Here is a 12,869-nt window from a genome sequence, read left to right as displayed (position 1 = left end):
AGGGTTAGAACTTGTAACCCAGGCCGACCATATAGACCATCGGGTCTACGTCTACATCAACCTTGACCTTGGCGCCGCCGAAGTTGGTGGTGCCGGTGGTGTCGATATCGATATAGCGCACCTGGGCATTGAGCAGCAGGTTCTCGGTCAGCATGTAGTCCATGCCCACTTGAGCTGCCAGGCCCCAGGAGTCTTTCAGATCCAGGCCGCTGAAACCTTTGTCCTCGGCTGCGCCGCTCAGCTCCGTGTCGAAGAACCAGGTGTAGTTGATGCCGGCGCCAACGTAGGGCTGGAAGGCCGAGCTGGAATCTAGCGGGTAGTACACCACGCTAACGGTCGGCGGCAGATGCTTGAGGCTGCCCAGCTTGCCATTGAGCCCGGCGAAAGCACCTGGCATACCTTTAACGCCGACATCATGGCTGAACGGGGTAGCGGCCAGCAGCTCAATGCCGACATGACTGGTCAGCATATAGGCGAAGTTCAGGCCCAGCTGGGTGTCGCTATCCAGGGTGGCTTTGGTGCCGGCTACATCAGTATTCAGTGCGCCGACCCAGATATCACTGCTGCTTTCGCGCGGGTCAACGGTGATTGCACCGGCTCGCACGATAATATCGCCGGCCTGATAGGCATGGGCCATGGGCGCGGCAATGGCCAGGGCCAGCAGAGAAGCGGTGAAGACTGATTTACGCATGGTGCACTCCCATAGAGCATCGGTTCGTATTGGCTGAGTACGATGTTAGGGCGGCGGAAAATGCGACTCTTGATCCAGCTCAATAAATTAGCTTGCTATCTATAGCGCCGAGCTGCTGCGGGCTGCATACGCGGGTGCAGCAGCGGCTCTGCTGCGGGCTTTGCTGGGGCGGTGCGACGCGCTGTCGCAGCGTCGGCACAACAGTCCGGGCGCGGGATCAATCCTGAGGTTGCCTGCAACTGCTAATGCAGTTGATAATGCTTCTCTTTGATATATTTCTTCAAGGATTCTCTATGCTCCCTCTGCCCAAGCGCCTGCTGGCGGTGGCGTTGGCTCTGGTCAGTGCCCCCGTGATGGCGACCGCCCTTGATGCGGCTCTGGATGAAAGTCAGCGTCTGGCCGCCGAGGCCAAGGCCTCCCAGGCCCGTATCGAGCAGCTGGATGATGCTAGTCGGGCGATGCTCGATGAATACCGTCATGCCCTGCAGCAGGCAGAAGCCTTGCGCGGCTACAACATCCAGCTGCGTGAGCTGGTGCTGGCACAGCGTCAGGAATTGGCGGGTTACCAGGCGCAGCTGGAAAGTATCGAACGTACCCAGGAGGCGGTGACGCCGCAGATGCGCCGTATGGTCGAGGTGCTCGGCGAGTTTATCGCTGCCGATCTGCCCTTCCTACCGGATGAGCGGCGTGATCGCCTGGCCCAGTTGCAGGATCTGCTACCGCGCGCCGATGTCAGCCTGGCGGAGAAGTACCGTCGCATTCTTGAGGCCTACCAGGTGGAAAGCGACTACGGCCGCACCCTGGAAGCCTGGCGCGGGGAGCTGCCCGAGGCCGAGGGTTCGCGTAGCGTGGAGTTCCTTCGCCTCGGTCGAGTCATGCTCTATTACCAGACCCTGGATGGCCATGAGAGCGGTTGGTGGGATGCGTCCAGCCGCAGTTGGCAGCGCCTCGACGGCAGTGCCCGCCGCCCCCTGCGCCAGGCCATCGCCATCGCTCGCCAGGAGCAGGCCCCGACATTGCTGGAGCTGCCCGTGACAACCCTGGCCGTGGAGGGCGCGCAATGATGCGCTATCGCCTGAGTCTATTCGCGCTGTGCCTGCTGCCGGCCCTGGGTGCCATGGCCGAAACCCTCAGCCCTGATCAGTTGCTGCAGCGCATTCGCAGCGAGCGCGCCGCCGAGATCAGCGCCATGCAGGCCCGCGAGCAGGCCTTTGTTGCCCAGCGCAGTGAGCGTGCCCAGCTGTTGGCCCAGGCGCGTGTCGAACTGAATCGGCAGCAAGCCGAGGCCGATCGTCTGAAGGCCGAATTCGAGCGCCAGGAACGCCAGCTGGCCGAACTGGAGCAGCTGCTGGCACAGCGTTCAGGGCATCTGGGCGAACTGTTTGCCGTGGTGCGGCAGAGTGCCGGGGATGTGGTCGGGCAGTGGCAGGACAGCCTGCTCAACGCCCAGTACCCGCAGCGCCTGCAGCGTCTTGATGCGCTGGCACAAAGTCGTACCTTGCCGGCCGCCGCCGATCTGCAGGATTACTGGCTGCTGTTGCTGGAAGACCTGGCCGCCAGTGGTCGTGTCGAACGCCTGCAGTTGCCGGTGGTGGCGGCCGATGGCACGCGCAGCGAGCAGAGCGTGCTGCGTGTGGGCACCTTCTCGGCCTTTGCCGAGCAGGCGCAGTTGCGTTACGACAGCGATGCCGGCGAGCTGCTGGCGCCGCCGCGGCAGCCTGGCGGCCTGGGGCAGGTCGCGGACTATCTGGGCAGCAAGCAGGCCCTGGCCAGCCTGCCTGTGGATCCAACCCGCGGCACCCTGCTGGCCCAGTTGCAACGTCAGCCAACCCTGTGGGATCGCCTGCAGCAGGGAGGCCTGGTTGGCTGGATCATTCTTGCCCTCGGTGCTCTGGGGCTGGCCCTGGCCGGCTGGCGCATGGCTGTGCTGGTGCGTGTCGGACGGGGTGTCGATACGCAGATGCATGACCTCGGTCAGCCGCGCGCTGACAACCCCCTGGGGCGAGTGATCGGTGTGTTGGGGCCCAAGCCGCAGCTGGCCGATCTGGAAACCCTGGAGCTGAAACTGGACGAGGCGATCCTGCAGGAGACTCCGCCCCTGGAGAAAGGCCAGAGCCTGCTCAAGCTGCTCTGCGCGGTGGCACCACTGCTGGGGCTGCTAGGCACCGTGACCGGCATGATCGTCACCTTCCAGGCCATTACCCAGGGTGGCGGCGGTGATTCGCGGCTGATGGCCGAGGGCATTTCCCAGGCCCTGGTGACCACGGTGCTGGGGCTGGTTGTGGCGATTCCGCTGCTGTTCCTGCACAGCCTGCTGGCCAGTCGCAGCAAGAGTCTGATCCAGTTGCTAGAGCAGCAGAGCGCCGGCCTGGTTGCCCTGCACCTGTCGGGAACTGTGCGTCGTGACTGATGGGCTGAGCCTGTGGCTGCGGCTGCTCGACAGCGCTCACGCCCTGCTCGACTTTATGGGCGCCGGTGGTGTGGTGATGTGGGCCCTGGCCGGGCTGTGCGTATTGTTCTGGGGGCTGATGTTCGAGCGCTTCTGGTTTGTGCGCCGGGTGTTTCCGCACTGGGGGCGCGAGCGGCGCCGCGCCTGGCAGCAGGTACTGGCCGACGAGCAGGGCGGCTGGTCGCGGGCGGTGCGCAGTGCCTGGCTGGCCCAGGCCCGACAGCAGCTGATCGGGCCGTTGCGCCTGGGCAAGACCCTGGTGGCGCTGTACCCGCTGCTGGGCCTGCTCGGTACCGTCAGCGGCATGGTCGCGGTATTCGATGTGCTGGCCCTGAACGGCACCGGCAACCCCCGCGGCATGGCCGCCGGGGTCTGGCAGGCCACCCTGCCGACCATGGCCGGGATGGTCCTGGCCATCAGCGGATTATTCAGCCTGGCGCGTCTCGAACGGGATGCGCGCCGGGCCCTTGAGCGGCTGGCCGACCAGCTGCGTCACGATTGAGAGCGCCGATTATGCGTATGCGTCGCCACCATCAAACCGAAGAAGACACCGGCATCGACCTCACACCGATGCTCGATGTGGTCTTTATCATGCTGATCTTCTTTATCGTTACCAGCTCCTTTATCAAGGAGGCCGGGGTCGAGGTGCAGCGCCCCCAGGCGCAAACCGCCAATCCCCAGGACAAGGGCAATATCCTGATTGCCGTGACCGCTGACGGTCAGGTGTGGATGGACAAGAAAGTCATCGATGTACGCAGCGTGCGCGCCCAGGTCGAGCGTATGCGCATGGATCAGCCCGAGGGCGCGGTGGTGGTGCAGGCCGATCAGGAGGCACGCACCGGCCTGGTGGTACAAGTGATGGATCAGGCACGCCTGGCCGGGGTGCAGGATGTCGCACTGGCCGCAGCGGCGGGGGCGCGGTGATGCGTCTGCCCCTGGCCCTGCTCGGCGGCTGCCTGATGGCCCTGATGCTGTTCGGCCTGATGCTCTATATGGTGGCGCCGCCCAAGCCAAGCCATACCGATGAGCCCCTGGTGGTGGCCAACTTTGTTCGCCTGGACGCCAACAACAGCAGCACCGCGACCCGCTCGCGTCAGCAGGCGCCGCAACCGCCGCAGCCCCAGACGCCGCCCACCCCGCAGGCCGTCACGCCGATGGCGGCCGCCCCCAGCGCACTGCCGAACCTGGATCTGCCGCTGCCCAGCCTGAGCAGCAATGTCGCCCTGAACAGCGCTCCAGCCCCCAGCCTCAGTGGCCTGGTGGCAGGCGCAGCGGCCCCCAGTGCGCCGGCAGTGGAAGAGGCGGGCGGTCAAGCCGGTGGCCCGGAAAGCGAGGTGATGCCGCTCAACGATGTGCGCCCCGAGTACCCCCGCTATGCCTTGCAGCGCGGAATCGAGGGGCACGTCAAGCTGGCTTTCACCATCAATCGCGCCGGACGTGTGGAGAACCTGCGCGTGATCGAGGCCAGCCCGAGCAATGTATTTGAGCGTGAAGCCCGTCGCGCCGCCCAGCGCTGGCGCTTTGCTCCGCGCACCGAGAATGGCCTGGCCGTGGCCCGGGATGCGGTGAAGACCCTGCACTTCCGTCTACAGAGGGGAGGTTGAGATGATTCGAGCGATACTGCTGGTGCTGCTCTGCGGCGTCTCTGGTGTGCAGGCGGCCGGGCAGACGGTTGAACCGGGTGTACTGCGCGCCCTGAATGCCGCGCAAAGTGCCCAGCAACAGGGTGACTATGCGGCGGCTCGGCGCGCTCTGGCTGCCCTCAAGCCTCGTCAGGGCAGCCTGGAACAGGCGCTGGTCTGGCGCAGTCAGGCCTATCTGGCCTGGGCCGAAGGGCGCAATGCCCAGGCTATCGAGTTGCTGGCCAAGGCCCTGGATAGCGGCCGGCTGGATGCCGTCATGGCCGCCGATGAGCGCCTCAACCTGGCGCGCCTGAATCTGGCCGAGAGGCGTTATGCCGCCGTGGTGACGCTCTTGAGCCCGCAGCAGGTGGGTGCAAGCGAGGACGTGCTGCAGATGCTGGTGCAGGCCTATCAGGGCCAGGGCCAGCCGGCCAAGGCGCTGCCCCTGGCCGAGCGCTATATCCAGCTCAACCCGGCCGCCGCGGACAGCTGGCTACAGTTTCTCGTGGCGGCCAATGCCGAGCTCAAACGCTACGCCGCTGCCGAGCGCTGGCAGCGTCGTCTGCTGGCCCGCCAACCGAACCAGGCGCGCACCTGGCGCCAGCTGGCGGCTCTGCAGCAGCTGGAGGGACGGCATGACAAGGCCCTGGCCACCCTGCGTGCGGCCCATGCCAAGGGCGTGAATTTCACCGCCGCAGAGCTGGATAATCTGGTGCTGCTGGCCAGTGGCGCCGGTCAACCCTGGCAGGGCGCCAAACTGCTCGCCGGTCTGCTTGAGCAGGGCCTGCTGGTGCGCAACCCTGTCCGTGAGGAGCGCCTGGGTCGGCTCTGGTGGCAGGCCCGCGAGCGTCAGCAGGCGGCCGGGGTGTTTCGTCAATTGGCACCGCGCAGCGGCAGTGCCCAGCATTGGCTGAGCCTGGCCCAGCTGGAGCTGGAGCAGCAGCGCTGGCAGGCCGGGTTGGAAGCGCTGGCCCGGGCCGAGCAGGCTGGCGCCGCGCGCAGTCAGGTCCGCGCCTGGCGCGCCTGGGCGGAAAGCGAGTTGAGTCAGCGGGAAAATCGTCTGGCCAGCCGCGGCTGAGTTGCCGGCGTCTGGTATTTGCTTGAGGTTGTTGGGGGCGGTGGACAACGCTGCGCGGTTGTCCAGCCTACAAAAGATTCGCTCTCCTGCCTGGGTGTTAAATCCTAGCCCGTAGGGTGGATGGCCGCAGCCATCCACCGTTTATTCAGCCTCAGGTCTTGCAGGTGGGTAAACCCACCTCACCAGGCAGATGCAGGGCATTGCGTATCTACCGGGTCAGCTCTCCGGCAGCTCATAGGCGTAGATCTTGCTCGCCTGCATCTGGTAACCCACCTCCGCCAGTTCGCTGCTGACATGTTCGACCTTCAGCGGGCCTTCGATCCAGAACGGTTGGTAGAGGGCATCAAGCAGCACACCCAGTTCGGTGGTGACATGCACGATCTGGTTGGACGGGGGGGGCGGCACATGGATGCAGGCGCCGAAGTAGGGCACCAGCAGGAACTCGATCACCCGGCCCTCGTCGGTCACATCCAGCGGCACGATATAGCCGGGTAGCTTGACCTGCTGGCCATCCAGTTCCTCCACCACCGGGGCCGCCGGTGACTGCTGCATGGCTGCCGGGCCGGACTCGGCCAGGGCGTCGGCCAGTTGCGACAGATCATGGATCGGCGCTGGCTCCACCGCCTGCGGCGGCGCATCGGCGGGTACCATTTCCAGCCAGGTCAGCTCGCGCACCTCGGCAGCCAGCAGAGGGCTGGTCAGGGCCAGCAGCAGAAGGGCAAACAGCGGGCGCAGCATGGGATTACCTCAACAGCATCAGAGTCGGATCGACAGGCCGTCGGCCAGGGATTGGCGGTAGGCCCGCCAGGCCGGCACACAACCCATCAGCAGGGCGGCAGACAGAATAGCGCCGAGTAGCGTCCACTCATAGCGGCTGGGTGTGCTGAGCGGCAGATACAACCCATAGTTGGCCTGCACATAGCCCTGGGCGCCGGCGATGCCCAGGTACAGCAGCAACAGACCGAGCAGCACGCCCGCCAGGGCCAGGGTAAAGGCTTCGACGATCAGCAGGCTGGCGATATGCCAGGGCCGGGCGCCCACCGAACGCAGGATGGCCATCTCCCGGCGCCGCTCGTTGAGGCTGGTGAGGATGGCCGTGAGCATGCCGATCAGGCCGGTCAGCACGACAAACAGGGACACCACAAACAGGGCTTTCTCCGCCGTGCCCATCAGGCTCCACAGCTCCTGCAGGGCCACGCCGGGCAGGATCGCCAGCAGCGGCTCGCCACGGAACTCGTTGATCTCCCGCTGCAGGCTGAAGGTGGCGATCTTGCTGTTGAGGCCCAGGAGGAAGGCGGTGATCTGCCTGGGTTGCAAGTCCATGGCCCGGGCCTGGTCAGCACTGACCTGCGCCGCGCCGCGGGCCGGCATGCCGTTCTGCCAGTCGATATGCAGGGCTTCCATGCCGGCCAGGGAAATATGCAGGGTGCGGTCCACCGGGGTGCCGGTGCGGGCCAGGATGCCGACCACGGTAAAGGGCTTGTCGTCATGCTTGAGCAGACTGATACGGGCCACGCCATGGGCCAGGACGATTTTCTCGCCCAGGGCATAGCCCAGGGCCTGGGCCACTTCGGCGCCCAGCACCACCTCGAAGGGGTCATCGCTGAAGGCACGGCCCTCGCGCAGTTGCAGCTGCTGGCTGCGGGCGTAACGGTAGTGCTCGAAATAGCTGGGGCTGGTGCCCATCACCCGGTAGCCGCGGTGGGAGTCGCCGAGGGAGATGGGGATGGCCCACTTGACCTGACGATGCTCGGCAAAGCGCTCGAAGCTGTCCCAGCGGATATTGTTGGTGGCGTTGCCGATACGAAATACCGAATACAGCAGCAGGTTGACGCTGCCCGAGCGGGCGCCAACGATCAGGTCGGTGCCGCTGATGGTGTTGGCGAAGCTGGCCCTGGCCTCGGTGCGTACCCGCTCGACCGCGAGCAACAAACATACAGAGAGCGCGATGGCGAATACCGTGAGCAGGGCGGTAAAACGGCGGTTGCCCAGGCTGGCCAGGGCCAAACGAAGTAGATACATCCTAAATCTCCGTGAACAGGCCGTTGAGAAACATAGGCGAGGCAGCCGAGGCAAGGCGCAGCGTTAATAACAGCCTTCGGCTGGTTAAAGCGGCGAGAAATCGGCGGTTAATGGTGTAAATGAGCATTTTGAGCCTGTTTTTAACGCCCCTTTCTTTTCTAAAAGAGGGGCAACTTAGTTAGTTTCTCAATGGTCTGCGGGGCGGGTGGCTTGGTTCAGTTCAGCCAGCGACAGGCTGCGGTCGAACAGGCGCGCCAGGCTCTGGTCATGGCTGACAAACAGCAGGCTGGAGCCGGCTTCGCGGCATTCCCCGAACAGCAGTTGCAGAAAGGCCTCGCGGGCGTCCGCGTCCAGGGCCGAGGTGGGTTCGTCGGCAATCACCAACTCCGGCTGGCCGATCAGGGCGCGGGCGGCGGCCACCCGCTGTTGCTGACCGATGGACAGTTCATCGGCGCGGCGCTGCAGCAAGCCGGGCTGCCCCAGCCCCAGGTGGGCAAGCAGGGCGGCGGCGGCCTGGCCGACACTGCCGTGTCGCTGGCGGGCCCGCTGGGCGCGCAGGCTGGAGAAGTGGCAGGGGAGTTCGACATTCTCGCGTACCGAGAGAAACGGCAGCAGGTTGAACTGCTGGAAGATATAACCGGTATGGTCGACCCGGAAGCGGTCACGGGCGCCGGCCGACAGACGACTCAGTTCCTGGCCGAGCACCTGAATGCTGCCGCGCTGAGGCTTCTGCACGCCGCCGAGCAAACCCAGCAGGGTGGTCTTGCCGCTGCCGCTGGGGCCCTTGAGAAACACACACTCGCCACGCTGCAGATGAAAGGCGGGGATATCCAGCAACTCGTCCTGGCTGGGCCAGGCGAAGCCAAGATTGGACAGTTCGATCAGAGGTTGGCTCATAAACCAAACGGCCGGGTTGCCCCGGCCGGTCTACTACTCGCATGGGATTAGAAGTTGAGGGTGCTGTTGCCAGGGCTGAGTTCCAGGCCCTGCTGACCCTTGGGGCCGATCAGTTGTACCTGAATTTTCTCCATGCCGGGGAAACGGTTGAACAATTCGGCCAGGTCAAGTTGTTGCAAGTCGTGCGGCTGCTGGCAGCTGAACTGGTAGTGGGCATGAATATCGCTGTGCTCATCCTTATGTTCGTCAGCCTGGTGCGCAGCGTGCTCGTGGTCGTGCGCTTGATGCAACCTGGTGTCGGCAAATAGCGGGCTTTCCAGCGTCTGCTCGCCGACCGTGCAATTGCCTGTGCCGAGGCCAAACAGGGGCTGCGGGTTTGCCAACTGGTTATGCACTTCGGTCACTCTGGCCTTGTCGGCCTCGCTCTGGGCGGCATGCTCGAAACCAACCAGATTCATGGCTGGGCTTTTCAGTTCGATCTCCAGGGTCTGGCCATCGAGTGCCACATTGAGTTCTGCGGCGCCGTGTTCGTGGGCGTCGAGGCTGGCGTGCTCGGCGTGATCATGGTCGTGGCCATGGTTGTGCTCGTCTTGATGAGCGTGCTGGTGGGCTTGGGCAAGGGTCAGTGGCAGCAGGGTGAGGGGCAGGGCGAGAATCAGGTGGCGCATGGCGGTCTCCGTGCAGGGGATTTAATTGTTACGTTATAACAACTTTGTGCGTGATCTGGCCAGTCGAGCTTTCTCTGCGGCAACTGCCGTGGGAGCATGCGGGCTGATGACAGGGGGAGGCTGAAATGATCAGAGTGCGCGGACATATAGGGGCCTGGCCGGTGGACTTGACCCTTGAGCTGGATGCCGAGGACTGGACGCGCCTGGGGGCGCACTGGACTGCAGAGAGTGCGCCGCCGGCTCGCCCCGCCACTGACGAGCAGCCGCTGTGGCAGAACGCTTTGCAACTGCTGCGTGAGGCTGGGCAGATGGACGGCCCGCAACTGCTCAGGCAACTGGTCGCCATGGCCGGTAGTGAGCAGGCCGGCAAGCGCCTGCTGGTGCGCATGCGCCACTGTGAGCAGATTCGCGTGCAGGCCGGAGCAGACGCGGCCATCTATCACTGGCTGGGCTGAGCACCGATGCCGGGAGGTGGTGGAAAACGCTTCGCGGTTTTCCACCCTACCGTTTGCGCCGTCAGTAAATCGCCTGATACAGCTTGCGGCGATAGGCGGTGACCAGCGGGTGGTCGTTGCCCAGCAGGTCGAAGACCTGCAGCAGGGTCTTGTGCGCCGCACCCTCGGCATAGCTGCGGTTGCGGATAAACAGCTGCAGCAAGGCCTGCAGAGCCGGTTCGTACTGTTGCCGGGCCAGTTGCTGAATGGCCAGCTGGTAACAGGCCTCGTCATCTTCACCATTCTGCGCCAGGCGGGTTTTCAGGCTGGCCACCTCGGGCAGGCTGGCGGCCTGGCGCAGGAAGGTCAGCTGGGCGCGGGCGGCGGCCAGGGCCTGCTTGTGTTCGTCGCCTTTCACCGCATTGAGCACGGCTTCTGCTTCACCCAGTTCGCCGCGCTCGGCCAGGCAGCGGGCATAGAGGATCAGCGCGGCAGCATGTTCGTTGTTCTCGGTCAGCAGCTGCTTTAGCACGGCCTCGGCTTCAGCGATACGGCCTTCGTCGAACAGGGCGCGGGCGCTTTCCATGGGGTCGGCCGCCAGGGGCGCCGGCTCGGCCACATGGGGTTTGAGCATTTCGCGGATGGCCGACTCCGGCTGGGCGCCGGCAAAGCCGTCCACCGGCTGGCCGTTCTTGAACAAAACCACTGTGGGCAGGCTGCGAATGCCGAAGCGGGCAACGATGTCCTGCTCGATATCGCAATTGACCTTGGCCAGCAGCAATTCACCGCGGTAGCCCTCGGTGATCTGCGCCAGCAGCGGCATCAGCGCCTTGCACGGCGCGCACCACTCGGCCCAGAAGTCCACCAGCACCGGCTTGTGGAAGGAGTTCTCGATCACCAGCTGCTCGAAGCTGGTGGCACCGGAGACGTCGAAGATATAGGGCAGGTCGCTCATCGGGGTTCTCGCTTGAGTAAGGGCTGCATCTTAACAGGCCGTTGAAAAACGTTGGCGAGGCAGGCAAGACAAGGCAAAAGCGGCCGCTACGTAGCGAAGCGGAGTAACAGCCGCAGGCTGGCCCGCAGGGCGAACGTAGTGAGTCAAAAGCGGAGTGTACAAGTTGTACATGAGCATTTGATTCGCTTCGCTCACCCCTTCGGGGCCGCGCTAAAGCGCGTTCAGCCTTCGGCTGTGAGGTCGCTTTTAACGCAGGATTGCCAACGCAGGTAGTTTTTCAGTGGTCTGTTAGATGGGGGCGGGCGTGGGCGGACGCAAGGGCCAGCTGGCTAGCTCGCGATAATGCACGCCCTCTGCATCGTTATAGGACTGGTACAGGCCGAAGTGGGTAACCGGCCAGGCGAATAGCGGCGCCTGGCCATGCAGGTGCTGGGGTGCCTGGCGCGTCAGGGTCAGGTGGGGCACAAAGGTGCGGCTATCCGGCAGCACCAGGCCGTGCTCGAACAGGGCTTCGCGCAACAGGGTGGCCAGCTGGTCGAGGGCGACAGGCGTTCGGCTTGGTCGCAGGCAGATAAAACCATGGCCGAGGCTGTCCAGATGCTCCAGGCGCAGTTCAAAGGCCGGGCAGTGCACTGTCTGCGCGAGCCGATACAGTTCGGGCAGCAGGCTCGCCGGTTGGGCACCGAGAAAGGCCAGGGTCAGGTGCAGGTTGGCTTCGGGCACCGGGCGCCCGGGCAACGCCTGGCCGGCGCGCCACTGGCAGATGGCGGCGGTCTGTTCAGGCGGGCAGGGCAGGGCGAAAAACAGGCGCAGCAGGCCCGTGTCCTGGGGTTCAGGCACGCTGGGCATGGTACAGATTGACCTGGCGGAATTCGGCCGGCTCGGCCAGGTCGGGCCAGGTGCAGGCTTCCAGTTGACCCAGGTGCTGGTACAGCGGGTGCTGGAAGTCCTTGACCCGAGAGTCGGCCACCAGGGCCTGATGCCCGCGGCTGAGGAACTGGTCGAGCAGCGGCAGGTTGGCCCGGTCGTAGAGCACGTCGGCGACTATGATCAGGTCGAAGCGATCGGCCTCGGCGAAGAAGTCTTCCGAGTAGCTCAGCTCAACCCCATTGAGCGCGGCATTGGCCCGGCAGGCGGCGATGGCCAGCGGGTCCAGGTCGCAGGCCACCACCTCAAGGGCGCCGGCCTTGGCCGCAGCGATGGCCGCCACCCCGGAACCTGCGCCGAAATCCAGCACGCGCTTGCCGCGCACCCACTCGGGACGTTCGGCCAGCCAGCGCGCCAGCACCAGGCCGCTGGCCCAGCAGAAGCACCAGTAGGGCGGCTCGTCGAGAATGCGCCGGGTTTCCTCGGGGCTAAAGGCGCGGTCCATATTCTCGGCGTCGATCAGCCACAGGCGGATATCGGTGCCGGGCAGGCCGGTGGCGCTCAGGCGGGCATCACCGAGCAGTTCGCTCAGGGCCTGTTGCAGAGGTTGCGGCGCACTCATGGCGCCGGCACCAGGCGCAGGCTGCCCAGCTGGCGATTTTCGGCATGGGGGATGGGCTGCGGCGGCAGGCGCAGGATCAGGCGGCCATCCAGATGGGCGCGGGCGCGCAGCTCTACCCGGCGGTGCAGGGCGAAACGTTCGGCATCAAAGGGCAGCTGGAAGGCCAGGCTGTCGCCACTGGCCGGCAGCTGCATATGAGCCAGCAGGGAATAGGGCCGACCCTTCGGGTCGATGGCCAGCAAGGCCAGCTCCACCTGTGCCCGGGCGGGGATCCCGAGCAGGGTGCCGCTGAGTTCGCGCTGATGCGCCGGCACGATAGCGGGGGCTACGGGGGTGGCGGCGGGCGTTGGGGCGTGCTGGCTCGGCTGTACGGCGTTTGAGCTCACAGGGGCAGGGCTGGCGCAGCCATACAGCAGGCCGAACAGGCTGCATAGCAGCGTGGCGTGCAGGGCTTTGGCTAGGTTGATCACGATAATGGCCCGGTTGGCGGATATGGGCGCCTGTATAGCGCAAAGTGCGCGGCTTGTCTTGCCCACGGGATGCGCTACCATGGCGGCTTCCCGT

At 65.1% G+C, this 12,869-nt stretch carries 16 protein-coding genes; 7 read left to right on the top strand and 9 right to left on the bottom strand.

Annotated features, from left to right (window positions below):
* Positions 1–4: 4 nt before the first annotated feature.
* Positions 5–691 (bottom strand): OmpW/AlkL family protein, encoded by a 687-nt coding sequence (locus GJV18_RS16760; RefSeq protein ID WP_160347636.1) that lies wholly within the window; start codon positions 689–691, stop codon positions 5–7.
* 293 nt (positions 692–984) lie between these two features.
* Here GJV18_RS16760 and GJV18_RS16755 point away from each other — a divergent pair, with 293 nt between their 5' ends.
* Genes GJV18_RS16755 through GJV18_RS16730 form a run of 6 tightly spaced genes read left to right on the top strand, consistent with a single transcriptional unit; the run spans position 985 to position 5,840 of the window.
* Positions 985–1,755 (top strand): DUF3450 domain-containing protein, encoded by a 771-nt coding sequence (locus tag GJV18_RS16755; RefSeq protein WP_160347635.1) that lies wholly within the window; start codon positions 985–987, stop codon positions 1,753–1,755.
* The gene (locus GJV18_RS16750) at positions 1,755–3,101 is read left to right on the top strand and encodes a MotA/TolQ/ExbB proton channel family protein (protein WP_407692372.1); all 1,347 of its coding nucleotides are present in this window, start codon (positions 1,755–1,757) and stop codon (positions 3,099–3,101) included. The genes GJV18_RS16755 and GJV18_RS16750 overlap by 1 nt, the downstream gene beginning before the upstream one ends.
* A 55-nt stretch (positions 3,102–3,156) precedes the next feature.
* A complete protein-coding gene (locus GJV18_RS16745) occupies positions 3,157–3,642 on the top strand; it encodes a MotA/TolQ/ExbB proton channel family protein (RefSeq protein WP_233280214.1) in 486 nt (161 codons plus the stop codon).
* Positions 3,643–3,653: 11 nt separating this feature from the next.
* Entirely contained in the window at positions 3,654–4,064 is a 411-nt protein-coding gene (locus tag GJV18_RS16740; protein WP_160347632.1) for an ExbD/TolR family protein, read from the top strand.
* Positions 4,064–4,744, top strand: a complete 681-nt coding sequence (locus GJV18_RS16735) for an energy transducer TonB (RefSeq protein WP_160347631.1) — start codon at positions 4,064–4,066, stop codon at positions 4,742–4,744. Before GJV18_RS16740 ends, GJV18_RS16735 begins: the two co-directional genes overlap by 1 nt.
* A 1-nt stretch (position 4,745) precedes the next feature.
* Positions 4,746–5,840, top strand: coding sequence for a tetratricopeptide repeat protein (locus tag GJV18_RS16730; protein ID WP_160347630.1), 1,095 nt, complete (start codon positions 4,746–4,748; stop codon positions 5,838–5,840).
* Positions 5,841–6,056: 216 nt separating this feature from the next.
* Here GJV18_RS16730 and GJV18_RS16725 read toward each other — a convergent pair whose 3' ends face one another.
* The 4 genes from GJV18_RS16725 to GJV18_RS16710 all read right to left on the bottom strand — a co-directional run bounded on the left by GJV18_RS16725 (position 6,057) and on the right by GJV18_RS16710 (position 9,427).
* Positions 6,057–6,578, bottom strand: a complete 522-nt coding sequence (locus GJV18_RS16725) for a DUF3299 domain-containing protein (protein WP_160347629.1) — start codon at positions 6,576–6,578, stop codon at positions 6,057–6,059.
* 18 nt (positions 6,579–6,596) lie between these two features.
* Positions 6,597–7,862: an ABC transporter permease gene (locus GJV18_RS16720; RefSeq protein ID WP_160347628.1), complete on the bottom strand. Its 1,266-nt coding sequence runs from the start codon at positions 7,860–7,862 to the stop codon at positions 6,597–6,599.
* A gap of 186 nt (positions 7,863–8,048) precedes the next feature.
* Positions 8,049–8,759, bottom strand: a complete 711-nt coding sequence (locus GJV18_RS16715; RefSeq protein ID WP_160347627.1) for an ABC transporter ATP-binding protein — start codon at positions 8,757–8,759, stop codon at positions 8,049–8,051.
* A gap of 47 nt (positions 8,760–8,806) precedes the next feature.
* Positions 8,807–9,427 carry a DUF2796 domain-containing protein gene (locus GJV18_RS16710; RefSeq protein ID WP_160347626.1) on the bottom strand — a complete coding sequence of 207 codons (621 nt, stop codon included), beginning with the start codon at positions 9,425–9,427 and terminating at the stop codon, positions 8,807–8,809.
* Between the two features lie 125 nt (positions 9,428–9,552).
* Between GJV18_RS16710 and GJV18_RS16705 the strand changes: the two genes are divergently transcribed.
* Positions 9,553–9,882 carry a hypothetical protein gene (locus GJV18_RS16705; protein ID WP_160347625.1) on the top strand — a complete coding sequence of 110 codons (330 nt, stop codon included), beginning with the start codon at positions 9,553–9,555 and terminating at the stop codon, positions 9,880–9,882.
* A 61-nt stretch (positions 9,883–9,943) separates the two neighbouring features.
* Here GJV18_RS16705 and trxA read toward each other — a convergent pair whose 3' ends face one another.
* The 4 genes from trxA to GJV18_RS16685 all read right to left on the bottom strand — a co-directional run bounded on the left by trxA (position 9,944) and on the right by GJV18_RS16685 (position 12,775).
* A complete protein-coding gene (trxA, locus tag GJV18_RS16700) occupies positions 9,944–10,816 on the bottom strand; it encodes a thioredoxin (RefSeq protein ID WP_160347624.1) in 873 nt (290 codons plus the stop codon).
* 288 nt (positions 10,817–11,104) lie between these two features.
* Positions 11,105–11,665, bottom strand: a complete 561-nt coding sequence (thpR, locus tag GJV18_RS16695) for an RNA 2',3'-cyclic phosphodiesterase (protein WP_160347623.1) — start codon at positions 11,663–11,665, stop codon at positions 11,105–11,107.
* Positions 11,649–12,305 carry a class I SAM-dependent methyltransferase gene (locus GJV18_RS16690; protein WP_160347622.1) on the bottom strand — a complete coding sequence of 219 codons (657 nt, stop codon included), beginning with the start codon at positions 12,303–12,305 and terminating at the stop codon, positions 11,649–11,651. The genes thpR and GJV18_RS16690 overlap by 17 nt, the downstream gene beginning before the upstream one ends.
* Entirely contained in the window at positions 12,302–12,775 is a 474-nt protein-coding gene (locus GJV18_RS16685) for a hypothetical protein (RefSeq protein ID WP_407692368.1), read from the bottom strand. Before GJV18_RS16685 ends, GJV18_RS16690 begins: the two co-directional genes overlap by 4 nt.
* Positions 12,776–12,869: the final 94 nt, after the last annotated feature.

The sequence above is a fragment of the Pseudomonas xionganensis genome (assembly GCF_009763245.1).
Lineage (GTDB): Bacteria > Pseudomonadota > Gammaproteobacteria > Pseudomonadales > Pseudomonadaceae > Aquipseudomonas > Aquipseudomonas xionganensis.
The sequence above is the reverse complement of the archived record's forward strand: the minus strand, read 5'-3'. Positions and strand labels throughout refer to the sequence as shown.